Raw genomic sequence first — 14642 nt, forward strand, 5'->3', positions numbered from 1 at the left:
TGATGACCGACACCCCGTCCGCGTCGCACCCGGTGGCGAACCCGCGCCGCACCATGCTCCCGCACGTCGCGGCCCCGCGGGCCGCGACGACCCCGCCCGCGCAGGCCCTCACGATGGTCGGTGACGTCGACGGCGCCGTCTGCGTCGACGGGGTGTGCGCACTGCCGGAGTAGCGGCCCCGTGCCGGGGCGTCAGTTGCCCCGGTGGTCCTGGATCGACAACCGCGGCCCGCGTCGTGGCGCCCGGCCGAGCCCGGACACCTCCATGAGCCGCACCACGCGGTAGCGGTGGGGCGCGTAGGGCGCGAGCAGCTCGAGCATCCGCGCGTCGTCGGCGCGCTCGCGGGCGAGGGCCCAGCCGACGGCCGTCGACAGGTGGAAGTCGCCCACCGACACCGCGTCGGCGTCCCCGAGCGCGCGCTGCGCGACCTCCGCGGACGTCCACACGCCCACGCCCGGGATCGCCTGGAGCCGGGCCCGCGCCGCGGTGGGCTCGAGGTCGACGCACCCTTCGAGCGCCCGGGCACGGCGCGCGGCGGCCACGATCGTGCGCGCCCGGCCGGGGTCCACACCTGCGCGGTGGAAGTCCCAGGACGGGATCGTGGCCCATGTCCCGGCGTCGGGCACGACGCGCAGGTCGCCGGGGGCGGACGCGGGACCAGGCGCCGCCTCGCCGTGGCGGCGCACGAGCCAGGACCAGGAGCGCCACGCGGCGACCGTCTGGACGCGCTGCTCGAGGATCGCGGGGACCAGCGACTCGAGGACGCGGCGGGTGCGGGGGATCCGCAGGCCGGGATGGCGGCGGTGCACGTCGTGCAGCGGCGGCGGGGGAACGAACGAGTCCGCCTCGTCCTGCTCACCGAGCAGCGCGGGCAGGTGGCTCAGCGCCTCGGCCGCGCCCGGACCCCATGCCTGCCCGACGACGGTCCGCGCCCCCGTCTGCTCCAGGCGGCACGTCGCGGGTCCGTCGGGCACGCGGGTCGTGCGCCAGATCGCGCCGTCGCCGGTGCGCCGGAACGTCGGGTCGTACGGACCGCGGGCGAGGCGGTCCAGCGTGCGGTGCAGGTCGAGCGGGCGGTCCGACACGAACCGTTCCTCAACCCCCGCTGGTGCGACGAACACGCCCCCATCCTCCCACCCCACCCGTCACCCATCCGCCGAACACGACGTTGGTGCCGTTCTCGACGCGAGAACGGCAGCAACGTCGTGTTCGGCGGCGAGGAAGGTCGTGCTCGGGGTCAGTCGAAGAGGGTGTCCATGTCCCACGGGTCGGCCTGCTTGACCGTGCGCTCACCCGGTGCCCGGTCGTCGCCCGATGGGGTGCGGCCGTCGCCCGACGCGCGGCCCTCGCGGGCCGCGGCGGGGACGAGCTCCGGGACGAGCGTGCTGTTGACGTCGCCTCGCCCGGCGGCCCACTCCTGGGCGGCGAGACCGGCGAGCTGGTCCGCGCGCTCGTTGAACGGGTCGCCCACGTGGCCGCGGACCCAGCGGAAGCGGACCGGGCCGCGACGAGCGGTGATCGCGGTGTCGATCGCCTGCACGATCTCGAGGTTCTTCACGGGGGTCCCGCCCGCCGTCTTCCAGCCCTTGCGCTTCCACGCGACGACCCACTCGGACGAGCACTTGATCGCGTACTGGGAGTCGGACTCGATGAGCAGCGGCTGCTCCCCGGGGTGCGACCGGACCGCCTGGAGCAGCGCCGTCAGCTCGGCGATCTGGTTGGTCCCGCTCGCTGCGCCGCCGGAGTCGAAGGTCCCGTCGTGGTTGATCCACGCCCATCCGATCGCGCCGCCCGGGTTGCGCAGGCAGGAGCCGTCGGTGCTGACAGTGATCACAGTGCGTCCTCGCTCGAAGGAGAAGGTATCCGTCGGGGGCCATTGTCCCCCGCGCGGCCACCTGCACGTGCACGTGCCCGGGGACACCTCAGGGTCGAACCGGGGGCATCACCCATGGTCGCGGCGTCGTCCACCACCCAGGCTGGGTCCATGAACCTGATCGCCTCGTTGTGGGGTCGGCTCGAGGAGTGGCTCTTCGCCCTCGTGGAGTCGGTGTGGGCGCTGCCGACGCTGTTCGTCACGACGGCGGTCGACGGGTTCTTCCCGCCGATCCCGGGCGAGACGGTGATCGTCATGCTCGCCGTCGCGGCGCGGTCAGGGCACGACGTCGCGCTGTGGGCGGTGCTCCTCGTCGCGGCGGCGGGTGCGTGGTGCGGCGACCAGATCGCGTACTCGATCGGTCGCGCCGTGGGCACGGAGCGGGTGCGCCTCCTGCGCGGGCCGCGCGGGCGGAGGGCGGTGGCGTGGGCGTCGGCGCACCTGCTGCGCCGGGGCGCGGCGTTCATCCTCGCCGCGCGGTACGTCCCCGTCGGCCGGACGGCGGTCAACGTCACAGCGGGTGCGGTGCGCTTCCCGCGGCGGCGGTTCATGGTGATCTCCGCGCTGGCGTCCGCGCTGTGGGCGGCCTTCTCGGTCGTCGTCGGAGTGCTGGCGGCGCACTGGTGGGGCGCGCAGCCCTTGCTGGCCGTCGTCGTGGGAGTGGGAACGGGCACGCTGCTGGGTGTGGTCGTGGACCGGGTCGTCGCGCGCCGGCAGCGCCGGCCGCGGCCGCTCCCGAGCGCCGCCGCCGGACGACGAACGCCCCTCCCCGGTGCGGACCGGGAAGAGGCGTTGGTACGTCGTCGGGCGAGCGTCAGCTGACGCCCAGCAGGTCGATCACGAAGATGAGGGTCTTGCCGGAGAGGCGGTGGCCCCCGCCGGCCGGGCCGTAGGCGAGCTCCGGCGGGACGACGAGCTTGCGACGCCCACCGACCTTCATGCCCGGGATGCCCTGCTGCCAGCCGGCGACGAGGTTGCGGAGCGGGAAGTTGATGGACTGGCCGCGGTTCCAGGAGGCGTCGAACTCCTCGCCGGAGTCGTGCTCGACACCCAGGTAGTGGACGTTCACGGTGGAGTCGGGGCCGGCCGCGGGGCCGTCGCCGACGACGATGTCCTCGATGACGAGCTCGGTCGGTGCGGGGCCCTCGGGCGCGTCGATCTCGGGGCGGGTGAGTTCGTTGGTCATCCTCTGATCCAACCCCGCGCGGTCGGGGTCGGTCAACGCGAGGGGGTGCCGGCCCGTCGTCGGGCAGGCTGTCCGGGGGGACGGCCGCACTTCGAGAGCGGGGCGGACCCCCTGGGCATGTGCGGACGGACGAAGTCCGCCGGTCCCGGTTCCTTGCGATCATGGGGGACGTGACCACACCCCCACCGACTGCGCGCGACGTGCGCCGCTGGCGCCGCAACCTGGCCGACGAACGTGCTGAGGCGGCGGTCTACCGCGACCTGGCGAGCCGCCGCACGGGCGAGGAGCGCGAGATCCTCCTCGCGCTCGCCGAGGCCGAGGGGCGCCACGAGCGACATTGGCTGGAGCTTCTCGGGGACGACGTCGGTAGGCCGCGTCCCGGACAGTGGCGCACCCGGGTCCTCGGCTGGCTCGCCCGCCGGTTCGGCGGGGTGTTCGTCCTCGCGCTCGCCCAGCGGGCGGAGGCGCGCTCGACGTACGAGACGGACGCGGACGCGACCGCCGCGATGGCCGCGGACGAGCGCATCCACGAGGAGGTCGTGCGCGGCCTGGCCACGCGGGGCCGCAACCGGTTGTCCGGCACGTTCCGCGCGGCGGTGTTCGGCGCGAACGACGGCCTGGTGTCGAACCTCGCGCTGATCCTCGGCATCGGGGCGTCCGGCGCGGCGAACTCGGTGGTGCTGCTCTCGGGGCTGGCCGGCCTGCTCGCAGGCGCGCTGTCGATGGGCGCGGGGGAGTACGTCTCGGTGCGGTCGCAGCGGGAGCTGCTCGACGCCTCGACCCCGAGTCCCCAGGCGTCCGCCGCGCTGCCGGACCTCGACGTCGACACCAACGAGCTCGCGCTCGTCTACCGGGCCCGCGGCCTCGACCCCGCCGCGGCGCAGGCGCACGCGGCGGAGGTCCTCGCGACCTACACGTCGAAGACGACGATCGCGCCCGCCATGCAGGGTGACGAGCACGAGACCCACGGCACGGCGATGGGCGCCGCTGTGTCCTCGTTCCTCTTCTTCGCCTCCGGGGCCGTCATCCCCGTGCTGCCCTACCTGCTGGGCCTGCACGGTCCGCAGGCGGTGCTCGTCTCGTGCGTCCTCGTCGGCCTCGCGCTCCTCGCGACCGGCGCGACGGTCGGCCTGCTGTCCGGGGCGTCACCCGTGAAGCGGGCGCTGCGCCAGCTCGCCATCGGGTTCGGTGCGGCGGCCGCGACCTACGCTCTCGGGCTGATCTTCGGGGCGACCGTCACCTGACGAGCGTGCCTGCGCCGCCGGCGCGCGCTGTGGAACAGTGGACGCCGTGCCCGGAGCCCTGACCCCCGACTTCGCCCCCTGGTCCTTCGACTCGACCGCGACGCCGGAGCAGCGCGCGGCGAACGACGACCGGGTCCGTGCCCTGCGGGACGCGGGCCACCCGGTCGGGGACGGGTGCGTCGTGTCGGGTCTCGCCGACGTCGACGTGGAGTCCTTCGCGCTCGGCGACCGCAGCTACCTCGCCGCGCACACGCACGTCACGGGCGACGTGACGATCGGCGCCGACTGCTCGGTCAACGTCTCCGCCGCGGTGCGCGGCCTCGTCCGGATCGGCGACGCGGTCCGGATCGGCAGCCACACGAGCATCCTCGGGTTCGACCACGCGTTCGACCGGACGGATGTGCCGGTGTTCCGGCAGGGTCTGACCTCGCGGGGCATCACGATCGGCGACGACGTGTGGATCGGCAGCCACGTCATCGTGCTCGACGGCGTCACCGTCGGTGCGCACGCCGTCATCGGTGCCGGCGCGGTCGTGACCCGCGACGTCCCCGCGTACGCCGTGGCCGTCGGCAACCCCGCGCGCGTCGTGCGCGACCGCCGCACCGGCGAGAAGCCCGCCGCACCCGACGACCTGGGTCGTCGCCTGGAGGCGTTCGGGTCGGCGGCGCTCGCCGGCATCCCGGCGTTGCTGGAGCGGGCCTTCGACGGCCACCGCTACCGCGACGCCCCGGGCGTGCCGCCCACGGTGCGGGCCCACTGCGACGCGGTCGAGCTCGCGGCGCTCGCGGGCGTCGTGCCGGCGCAGCTCTCGCGCGACGAGCACGTCGCGCGGCTGCGCGGCCTGGTGGGACCCACGGGCTGGGTCCCCGAGCTCGGCCTGGTCACGGACGCGGGGAGCGGCGGGCTGCCCGGCGGGGAGCCCGACGACGGGGTGCCCGACGGCGCGTGGCCGGGTGGTCCCGGCGCCTACCACGTGCTGTGCGTGGGTTATGCGCTCGACCTTCTCGGCGCCCGGCTCCCGGCCGTCCCGTACACCGGTGCGCAGGCCGACGAGGTGACCGCGCTGCTCGAGGAGCTGTCGTGGTCGTCGAACGCCTGGGGTGCAGGGTCGACGGTCGACACGGTCGGCACCGCGCTCACCTGGGCGCGCGAGATCGGCGCTCTCGTCCCCGCCGGCGCCCGCGAGGCGCTGGTGGGATGGCTCGTGGAGCATCGCGACCCGGTCACCGGGCTGTGGGGTTCTCCTCGCGCACAGGACGGGTGGCGTGAGCCCGTCAACGGGACCTACCGCCTGGTGCGCGGCACGTTCGCCCAGTGGGGGTCCCACGTCGGGCTCGGGCGCGAGCTGACCGACACCGTCCTCCGACACGCCGCGACGGGAGTCCTCGACGGCTCGCGCGTGACCGCCTGCGACGCGCTCGACGTCGTCCACCTGCTCTGGTGGGCGCGCCGCTGCGGCGCCGACGGCTACCGCGTCGATGCCGTCGACGCGGTCGCGCGCCAGGTGCTCCAGGGCGTCACCGGGCAGTGGGCACCCGAGGGCCTGGCCTTCGCCCCCGCGGGCCCGCGCACGGGCGCCGGAGGGACGTCGTCGGGTGTGCCGGAGGGCGCCCCGAGCCTCCAGGGCACCGAGATGTGGCTCGCGACCGCCTGGTACGCGGCCGACCTGCTCGGCCGCTCGGGTGTCCTGGGGTACACACCGCGCGGCATCCATGCCGCCGCGCCACGCGACGTCGGCCAGGCGTCGCGCCGCTGAGCGCGAGCTCCCCGGCGCGCCGCTGCGCGCGAGCTCTCAGAGCACCACTACGCGCGAGCTCTCAGAGCACGGTGGCCAGCGAGTCGAGGGCCGCGATGCGGTCGGCGCCGAGCGGTGTGAGGACGGCGCTCGTCACCCCGGCGGCGAAGAGCGCGTCGATCGTGGCCCGAGCCTGCGGCGGGGTGCCCGCGACGGCGAGCCGTCGTACCCAGGCGTCCGGGAGGCGCTCGACGAACTCCTCCCGGGTAGCGCACGCCGCTCGCAGAGCGGCGAACTCGTCCGCGAAGGGCAGCGGGTCGATGTGCGGACGCCAGTCGGGTTCGCCGATCCACGCGAGACCCTCGCGGGCCTGCGCGAGGGCGGCGCCCTCGTCGTCGGAGACCGCGGCGACGTTGTAGGCGACCAGGCTGTGCGCAGCCGGCGCGTCGATCGCGCGCAACGCGGCACGGGCGTACTCGGGGGTCGTCGGCTCGGCGAGGATCGTGCCGTCCGCGACGCGGCCGGACAGCGCGAGCGAGCGCGGGCCGCGGACACCCAGGAGCAGGGACGGCGGGACGGGCGGGACGGTGGCCGGGTCGAGCGCGACCCCGTCGACCTGCACGTACCGGCCGGCGACGTCGACGCTCGTGCCGCCCAGCAGCGACCGGAGCGTGGTGACGTACTCCTCGAGCAGGGTCAAGGGGCTCGCGGGCCAGGCGCCGACCGAGCGCATCCAGCCCGGCATGCCGTGGCCGACGCCCGCGTCGACCCGGCCCGGGAAGAGCTCGGCGAGGCTCGCGAGCTCCATGGCCGCGAAGGCCACGTTGCGCGCCCCGACGGGCAGGAGGCCGATCCCCACACGGACGCGAGCCGTGCTCGCCAGCACCGCGGCCGCCTGGGCGATGCCACCGCGGAATCCCAGGTCCTCGACGATCCAGACCTCGTCGAAGCCGAGCGCTTCGGCGCGGCGCGCGAACGGCAGGACCTGGTCGCGGGGCAGGTCCCGGGGGAGCATCACGCCGACGGCGCCTGTGCGGGGGGTGGTGGTGGGTGTGGTCACGACGGCAAATCTACCCGGTCGAACGTCCGGTGCGGGTGAAATCGGCTCGCCGGTTGGCGGGCCTGCGGCGCCGCACCTACTGTGTGTCACACGTCTCATCCGAGCACTGATTGGACGGGCATGCAGGGGTCGAGCGACGCCACGGTCGCCGCAGCGGGGGTTACCCGGACGCGGCGCTGGCTGGCGCGCGGCCTGTTCCTCGGAGCCGGCCTGGGGCTCGGCCTGGCCGGGAGCATCGCTCTCGCCGGCGGCGCCACCGCCGCGGAGAAGGACCCGCTGGGACTGGGCAAGGTGCTGGCACCGGTGACGGACACCGTCAAGGACGTCGTCGTCGAACCTGTCCTGGAGCCCGTCGTCAAGGACGTCGTGGTGCCGGTCGTGGAGAAGGCGACCAAGCCTGTCGCCCCCGTCGTCGAGAAGGTCGTCGAGCCTGTCACGAAGCCGGTCGTCGAGAAGGTCGTCGAGCCGGTGACGAAGCCCGCTGCGCCGGTCGTCGAGAAGGTGGTCGAGCCGGTCGCACCCGTGGTGGAGGCCGTCGCTCCGGTCGTGGAGACCGTGACGAAGCCCGTCACCGGGGTCGTCGAGCCGATCGTCGCCGACGTCGTCGCCCCCGTGACGACGTCCGTCGCGCCGGTGACAGACCCCCTGCTGGAGGCCGTGGCGCCGGTCGTGGGTGGCGTGAGCGGGCCGCTGGCGCCGGTGCTCGACCCGGTCCTCGGCGCGGTCAAGCCTGTGACGGACCCCGTCCTGGGTGCGGTCGGCCCGGTGCTCGACCCGGTCCTGGGCGTGGTCCAACCGGTCGTGAACCCCGTCGTCGACCTGGTGCACCCGGCCCTCCCGCCCGTGCTCGACGCCGTGACTCCCGCAGTCCCGCCGGTGGACGACCTCCTGACACCTGGCGTCCCGCAGCCCGCCCCGGGACTCGCCCCCGTGCTGCCGGAGATCGTCTCGGTGGCCGGTGCCGGCGCCGGTGCGGTCGTGGCGGCCCCCCGTGCGGCCGGACCGCCTCCGGCTCGCGACGTCGGGGTCACCCCACCCTCCGTCGGCATCCTCGGCGGCACCGCACCAGGAGCAGGCCCGACGGCGATCGGCGCCCTGATGCCGTCGGCTGCCGTCGTGAGCGACAGCTCTGCCCAGATCTCGGCAGGCTGGTCCGGCACGCTCCGCGCCGCCTCGCCGCTCGGCGACCCGGCCCAGCTCGGCGCCTCGCTCGGTGGGGGCTCGTTGAGCTCCTCCCAGCGCGGTGGCGCCGGAGCCGACACGGCCCTCCTCGTCGCCGCGGGCCTCCTCGCGATGGCCGGACCCTGGTGGCTCCCCGTCGCTGCCCGCCGACTGCGTCTTCCCCGAACCCTCGTCGAGGTCCCCGTCTCTCCTGCCTGAGGTGGACGTCCCGCGCCCCGCGCGCGGAACGCCTTCGGCACAGCCCTCCGGGCGTGCCTCCACCTCGAGCAAGGAGAGATCACTCATGTCTACTTTCATCAGGCGTGCGCTGAGGACAGCGCTCGTCACAGGCGGCCTGCTGGTCGCAGGGGCCACAGCGGCCCACGCATCCGAGGGCGAGCTCCTCGGAGACATCGAGCTCGACCTGTCGGTCGACGTCTCGCTCAGCGAGGTCGCGGACGTCCTGCCCGACATCGCGGTCGACGCCCCCGTCACCGTGCCCGTCGACGTGAACGACGTCGCGGTGGCGGTCCTCGGGGACGCCACGGTCGAGAGCGCACCGGCTTCCGAGCCGGCCCCGTCCCCGGCGCCTGCGCCTGTGCCCGAGCCGGCTGACGTCTCGGTGAATGCCCCGATCACGGTTCCGGTGAACGTGTCGGACGTCGCGGTCGCCGTCCTGGGTGACGCTGCCGTGGAGTCGGGCTCGCAGGAGCCCGCTGAGGAGCCCGCTGAGGAGCCGGCTGAGGGGTCGGCGTCGGGTTCGGACGTGTCGGTGAACGCACCGATCACGGTTCCGGTGAATGTGTCGGACATCGCTGTCGGTGTGCTGGGTGACGCCGTGGTCGGGTCCTCCGGCGGAGGCTCGGACGGGCCTGCGCAGGAGCCGGCTGAGGGGTCGGCGTCGGGTTCGGACGTGTCGGTGAACGCACCGATCACGGTTCCGGTGAATGTGTCGGACATCGCTGTCGGTGTGCTGGGTGACGCGGTCGTCGGTGCAGGCGCGACCGGCGGCTCCGACGGGCTCCTGGGTGGCGGACTGGACCTCGACGACCTCCTCGCCGGGGACGGGCTGCTCGACCTCGACGGCGTGCTGGACCTGGACGGTCTGCTCGACGGTGACGGTCTGCTGGGCGTCCTGCCCAGCATCGACCTGAACGTGCCGGTGACGGTCCCTGTCGACGTCTCCTGCCTCGCCGTGGGCCTGCTGGGCGACGCCTCGGCCGGATGCGCGGCGGCGCTCGTGCCGACCGACCCGACCGACCCGACGGATCCCACGGACCCGACGGATCCCACGGACCCGACGGATCCCACGGACCCGACGGATCCCACGGACCCGACGGATCCCACGGATCCCACGGACCCGACGGACCCGACGGACCCGACGGACCCCACCGACCCGTCCGACCCGACGACCCCGGGAACGACGACCCCCGTGGTCAACGTGGTGGTCCCGGGTGCCGGTTCAGGTAACGCCGGCTCTGGCGTCGGTTCCGGTCTCGCCTCCGGCTCGGGCGCGACGAGCGCGAGCGGAGCGGCCACGGCGGGTGCGCAGGCCGCGCCCGGCGCGCTCGCCACGACGGGTAGCTCGGACATGGGTCTCCTGCTCATGGCCGGGATGTTCCTGGCCATGGGTCTGGCGACGCGTGCGCTGCGTCGTCGGTCGTGGACCGCGGACCCCGCGGCCTACGAGACGCGACTCCGCGGCTGACGGAGCCGCCGTTCGCCGGGCCGTCCGGGTCACCCCGGACGGCCCGGCCTCCCGGCCGACCGCGCCACTGCGCCCGGTCGCGCCCCACCTCACAACAGCCGTCGCGGGATCGCCGCGCCGGCCCTGAAGCTGCCTCCGCAGAGCAAGGGTGCTGCTATGTCGAACGGTTCACCTCGTCGTCGTTCCCGAGACCGTCGGTACGACGACGGCCCCCCGCACGGAGCCCGTGGTCGCGGTCTCGTCTCCGCGCCACCGCACCAGGTCTGGACAGAGCTGCGCACCGTCGAGCTCGACGCGCTCCGGGAGGTCGCGTGCGCCCGGCCGACGACGTCGCAGGTGGGAGTCCTCGTCGTCGGTCCGGAAGGGTCGGGCCGCACGACCCTCCTCAGCAGGTTCGCGGCGAGCCTCGACGGCGTCGTGGTACGGGTGTCGGCGCGCCCGACCGACGGCGCGCCGCTGCGGCTCGCGCGCAGCGTCGCTCGTCAGCTGGCGGACGCGGCCCGCCACGGCGCCGCCGTGCATCCGCGCCTGCTGGAGCTCGCCGACGCGGCCGACAGCACCAAGACCGGCACGCTCTCGCAGGAGCCGGCCCTGACCCCCGACCAGGTCGAAGGCGAGGCCACGCCGTGCTGGGTGCTCATCGACGACGTCGAGCACACGGACCCGGACGGGCGCCGAGTGCTGGCGCTGCTCGCCACGCACGGTGCGGCGCTCGGGTGCGGGGTCGTGGCGACGGCGCTCGCCGGCAGCAGGGTGCCGGAGCTCCATGGATGGTCCCGGGTGCCGTTGGCGCCCGCCCGGCAGCGGCACGTCGCCGAGGCGGCCCTGCGCACGCGGGGGGTGCACGTGCCGGACGAGGTCGTTCGGGAGGTCCTGCGGGCGGGGGAGGGGAGCCTCGCCGTGGTGGACGAGATCCTCGGGTCGCTCGGCACCGCCCCCCTGCACGGGACGGGTTCCCTGCGGGACCCGCTGCCGCTCGGTCCGGTCGCGCGCGCCACGGCGCGCCGCCGGTTGGACCGCGTCCCGACCGTCCACCTGCCGCTCCTGCGCGTGGTCGCGGCCGTCGGCCGCCTCGACCTCGCGATCGCCGACCTTCTCGCGGAAGGCTCGCGCTGGCCGTCCGTCTGCCAGGTCCCGCCGGGGGTGCTGACCGTCCGCGGCGGACGGGTCCGGCTCACGTCCGAGCTGGTGCGAGGGCTGCTGCGTGAGCGCATGACGCCCGACGACGTCGCGGCGGTCCACCACAGGGTGCTCACCGAGTGCGCGGGGATGGAGGACGCGGAGTCGACGCGGCTGCGCCGTGCCGCCGCGTCACCGCACACCCCGGAGCTGGCGGACGATGTGCTCCGGTCGGCCGAGGAGGCGCTCGCGCAGGGCGAGGGCCGTCGTGCCCGAGAGCTCCTTGACCTCGGTGCGCGGCACGTCGCGGTGCGCCACCGCGCGCGGCTCGCCGTCCTCGAGGCACGTGTCGCGTTCGAGCGGGGTCACCTCGACGACGCCGTCGTGCTCAGTGCGCGTTCGCTGCCGAGGCTGCCGCCGTCGCCGGAGCGGCTGCGGATCGGGCGGGTCCACGTCATCGCGTCGACCCTCGTGAGCGGCGACGTCCCGGTCGACCTCGCGCACCGGCTGTGCCGTGAGCACGCCGGGACCGAGCCTGAGGAGACGCTCGGGTTCGCCTACGAGGTCGCGCAGATGTGCGTCCTGGCGGACCGCCTCGACGACGCGAGCGACTTCCTCGCCGTCACCGAGGGGATGTCCCCGATGTCGCGGCACGATCTCGCCGTGCACCAGCTCCTCGGCCAGCAGATCACCCCAGACGACCACTCGGCCAGGGCGATGCGCGACACCCGGGTCCGGGGGTTCCGCACGGACTACGAGCTCGTCGTGCGGGTGTGCGACCTGCTGCGATCCGGGCACAGCGCCGAGGCGTCGCAGGCGCTCGGCGCGGTCTCGCGCGAACGTGTCTCGGCGACCACGCGGCTGCTCCTGGCGATCGCGGGCTGCGAGGCGCTGCGCGCCGGGGGTCAGCCCTATGCGCTGCGGTCCGTGCTGCAGGAGCTCGACGCGTCCGTCTCGCTCGGGCGGTTCGCGACGGGACGCCGGGTGGCCCTCTGGTTCGAGACGGCGGCGTCCGCCGGGGCGTGGGTGCCCGACCACGTCGAGGTGGTGGCGCAGACCTGGCTGCGAGCGGCCGACGTCGGGCCGGCGCAGGCGAGGGTTCTGCTCGCCCGCGGCTGGTGGCACCTCGCGTGCGGGCGGTCCGAGCCCGCGCTCCAGGACCTGCTGCGGGCGTGGCGCTCGTGCGACGTGCCGGGTGTGCCGGCCCACCGCGGCGAGCACGAGGTGCGGGCCGCGACGAGCGTGCTCCTCGTCGACGCGCTCGTCGCTCGCGGGCGGCCCGACGACGCGAAGCGGCACCGCGCAGCGGTCACCTCCTCGCCGGAGGTGCTCGGTGCGGCGGCGCCGCTCGTCGCCGCGGTGGGTGCGGCGTTCTGCGACCCGGACGCCGACGAGGGGCGGTACGTCGAGATCGCGCAGCACCTCCACGACGGGACGCACTCGCCGTGGTTGCGCCAGGTCGTCGCGGCGGCGTGCGAGCGTCGGCTCGTCGGGGACGTGCTCGCCGTCAGGCGAGCGTGAACGCCAACCAGGCGAGCGCGAAGCCCATGACACCGATCGCAGTCTCCATGACGGTCCACGTGCGCAGGGTCGTCTTGACGTCCATGTCGAAGAACCGGCCGACGAGCCAGAACCCTGAGTCGTTGACGTGGCTGAGGACGACGGACCCGGCGGCGACCGCGAGGACGATCGCGGCGAGCTCCACCGCGCCGTACCCGCCGGCGGCGACGGCCGGGGCGATGAGTCCCGCTGCGGTCGTCAGGGCGACGGTCGCGGAGCCCTGGGCGACGCGCAGGATCGCCGCGACGAGGAAGCCAGCGACGATGACGGGGAGGCCGAGGTCGGAGAGCACGTCGGCCAGGGCGTCGCCGATGCCCGTAGCCCGCAGGACGCCGCCGAACATGCCACCGGCACCGGTGATGAGGATGACGGAGGCGACGGGGCCGAGTGCCGAGTCGAGGGTCTTCTCGAGCGCGGTGCCGCTCACGCCACGGCGGCGTCCGAGCACCCAGGAGGCGACCAGGACGGTGATGAGCAGCGCGACAGGCGTCGCTCCGATGGCGCGCAGGGCCTGCACGACGAGGCTCTCGCGGTCGACGAGTCCGGCCACGGCGGCGGCGTCGAGGCCGGTGTTCGCGAAGATCAGCACGAGGGGCAGCAGCAGCAGGAGGATGACCGTGCGGAACGCCGGCGGGTTCGCGATCTGGTCGTCGTCGGCGCGGCCCAGCAGGTCCGGGACGGGCAGCACGAACCGGCGACCGGCCCAGCGGGCGAAGAGGTAGCAGGTGACATACCAGGTGGGGACCGCGATGACGAGCCCGAGCGCGATGACGACGCCGATGTTCGCGCCGAGGAACTCGGACGCCGCGACCGGACCGGGGTGGGGCGGCACGAAGATGTGCATCACCGAGAACGCACCGGCGACGGTGAGCCCGTAGAGGAGCAGCGACCCGCCGAGGCGGCGCGCGACGGAGAAGACGATCGGCAGCATCACGACGAGGCCGGCGTCGAAGAAGATGGGGAACCCGAAGATCAGGGAGGCCACACCGAGGGCCAGGGGCGCGCGCTTCTCGCCGAAGCGGTTGATGAGCGAGTCGGCCATGACCTGGGCGCCGCCGCTCGTCTCGACCAGCCGACCGAGCATCGCGCCGAGCCCGACGAGGAGCGCGACGCCGGCGAGCGTGCTGCCGAACCCGGCCGTGAGGATCTCGACCACCGACCCGGTGGGGAGCCCGGCGGCGAGCGCGGTGAGGAGGCTGACGAGGATCAGCGCGAGGAACGCGTGCACGCGCAGCTTGATGATGAGCACGAGCAGGACGGCGATCGCGCCGGCGGCGATGGCGAGCAGCGGGCCGGCGGTGAGCGTCTGGGTCCAGTCTTCGGGTGGCATGAGGTCTCCATCGACGGGTGGGTACAGGCGGGCGGGTGCTGCGGTTCAGGCGCGGGCGTCGAGGACCTGTCGGACGATCTCTTCCGGGGTGAGCCGGACGTCGATCGTCAGCCCGTCCTCGTCGTCGTCGAGGGGTTCGAGGGTGGCGAGCTGGGACGGGAGCAGCGACGGCGGCATGAAGTGTCCGGTCCGGCGCTGCATCCGCTCGGCGATCATCTCGACCGTCCCGGCGAGGTGCACGAACCGCACGCGCCCGTGCGCCTCGCGCAGCAGGTCGCGGTAGCTGCGGCGCAGTGCCGAGCAGGTGACGACGGCGGAGGTCCCCGCGTCGGCCTGCTCCGTGAGCCAGTCCCGCATCTGCTCGAGCCAGGGCCAGCGGTCCTGGTCGGTCAGCGGGGTGCCGGCGGACATCTTGTCGATGTTGGCCTGCGGGTGGAACTCGTCGGCCTCGGCGTAGGGCCGGCCGGTGCGTTCGGCGAGCAGTGCGGCGACGGTGGTCTTGCCGGACCCGGCGACGCCCATGACCACGAGGTGCTCGGGTGCGCCGGGTTCGAGCGCGGCACCGGTGGTGCGGGTGTCGAGGAGGTCGGGCGTTGCCTCGGCGTACGGGGTGACGTCTGCGTCCATGGGTCTTCGCTCTCTGCGATGCGGTGTGACGGCGGTGTC

At 74.6% G+C, this 14642-nt stretch carries 13 protein-coding genes; 7 read left to right on the forward strand and 6 right to left on the reverse strand.

The genetic code is table 11. The features are described from left to right. Nucleotides 1–2 precede the first annotated feature (2 nt). Complete coding sequence (locus tag OHL10_RS07790) at nucleotides 3–173, forward strand: hypothetical protein (protein WP_265521634.1); 171 nt, start codon at nucleotides 3–5, stop codon at nucleotides 171–173. Between the two features lie 18 nt (nucleotides 174–191). Here the strand turns inward: OHL10_RS07790 and OHL10_RS07795 are convergent, their stop codons facing one another. Both OHL10_RS07795 and OHL10_RS07800 read right to left on the reverse strand, forming a co-directional pair. Next, nucleotides 192–1121: a DNA-3-methyladenine glycosylase family protein gene (locus OHL10_RS07795; protein ID WP_265521635.1), complete on the reverse strand. Its 930-nt coding sequence runs from the start codon at nucleotides 1119–1121 to the stop codon at nucleotides 192–194. A 116-nt stretch (nucleotides 1122–1237) separates the two neighbouring features. Beyond that, nucleotides 1238–1834, reverse strand: a complete 597-nt coding sequence (locus OHL10_RS07800; protein WP_265521636.1) for a ribonuclease H family protein — start codon at nucleotides 1832–1834, stop codon at nucleotides 1238–1240. A gap of 150 nt (nucleotides 1835–1984) precedes the next feature. Here OHL10_RS07800 and OHL10_RS07805 point away from each other — a divergent pair, with 150 nt between their 5' ends. Then, nucleotides 1985–2695, forward strand: a complete 711-nt coding sequence (locus OHL10_RS07805) for a DedA family protein (protein WP_265521637.1) — start codon at nucleotides 1985–1987, stop codon at nucleotides 2693–2695. On the opposite strand, the gene OHL10_RS07810 is transcribed toward OHL10_RS07805, so the two are convergent. Next, the gene (locus tag OHL10_RS07810) at nucleotides 2688–3059 is read right to left on the reverse strand and encodes an FKBP-type peptidyl-prolyl cis-trans isomerase (RefSeq protein WP_265521638.1); all 372 of its coding nucleotides are present in this window, start codon (nucleotides 3057–3059) and stop codon (nucleotides 2688–2690) included. The two genes, OHL10_RS07805 and OHL10_RS07810, sit on opposite strands and share 8 nt — an antisense overlap. Before the next feature lie 161 nt (nucleotides 3060–3220). Here OHL10_RS07810 and OHL10_RS07815 point away from each other — a divergent pair, with 161 nt between their 5' ends. Then, the gene (locus OHL10_RS07815; RefSeq protein WP_265521639.1) at nucleotides 3221–4303 is read left to right on the forward strand and encodes a VIT1/CCC1 transporter family protein; all 1083 of its coding nucleotides are present in this window, start codon (nucleotides 3221–3223) and stop codon (nucleotides 4301–4303) included. A 46-nt stretch (nucleotides 4304–4349) separates the two neighbouring features. After that, nucleotides 4350–6059 carry an acyltransferase gene (locus tag OHL10_RS18625; RefSeq protein WP_322645530.1) on the forward strand — a complete coding sequence of 570 codons (1710 nt, stop codon included), beginning with the start codon at nucleotides 4350–4352 and terminating at the stop codon, nucleotides 6057–6059. 61 nt (nucleotides 6060–6120) lie between these two features. Here OHL10_RS18625 and OHL10_RS07825 read toward each other — a convergent pair whose 3' ends face one another. Next, nucleotides 6121–7098 (reverse strand): LLM class flavin-dependent oxidoreductase, encoded by a 978-nt coding sequence (locus OHL10_RS07825; RefSeq protein WP_265521640.1) that lies wholly within the window; start codon nucleotides 7096–7098, stop codon nucleotides 6121–6123. A gap of 120 nt (nucleotides 7099–7218) precedes the next feature. Between OHL10_RS07825 and OHL10_RS07830 the strand changes: the two genes are divergently transcribed. From OHL10_RS07830 to OHL10_RS07840, 3 genes are all read left to right on the forward strand, one after another. Next, the gene (locus OHL10_RS07830) at nucleotides 7219–8478 is read left to right on the forward strand and encodes a hypothetical protein (RefSeq protein ID WP_265521641.1); all 1260 of its coding nucleotides are present in this window, start codon (nucleotides 7219–7221) and stop codon (nucleotides 8476–8478) included. A gap of 85 nt (nucleotides 8479–8563) precedes the next feature. Further along, a complete protein-coding gene (locus OHL10_RS07835) occupies nucleotides 8564–9967 on the forward strand; it encodes a hypothetical protein (protein WP_265521642.1) in 1404 nt (467 codons plus the stop codon). Nucleotides 9968–10123: 156 nt separating this feature from the next. After that, nucleotides 10124–12607 (forward strand): AAA family ATPase, encoded by a 2484-nt coding sequence (locus tag OHL10_RS07840; protein WP_265521643.1) that lies wholly within the window; start codon nucleotides 10124–10126, stop codon nucleotides 12605–12607. Here OHL10_RS07840 and OHL10_RS07845 read toward each other — a convergent pair. Further along, nucleotides 12594–13976, reverse strand: coding sequence for a GntP family permease (locus tag OHL10_RS07845; protein WP_265521644.1), 1383 nt, complete (start codon nucleotides 13974–13976; stop codon nucleotides 12594–12596). The genes OHL10_RS07840 and OHL10_RS07845 overlap by 14 nt on opposite strands. A gap of 45 nt (nucleotides 13977–14021) precedes the next feature. After that, on the reverse strand, nucleotides 14022–14498 hold the full coding sequence (locus OHL10_RS07850) for a gluconokinase (RefSeq protein WP_265521757.1): 477 nt from the start codon (nucleotides 14496–14498) through the stop codon (nucleotides 14022–14024). Nucleotides 14499–14642: the final 144 nt, after the last annotated feature.

The organism is Oerskovia flava, from assembly GCF_026163685.1.
In the GTDB taxonomy this organism is placed as follows: Bacteria; Actinomycetota; Actinomycetes; order Actinomycetales; family Cellulomonadaceae; genus Oerskovia_A; species Oerskovia_A flava.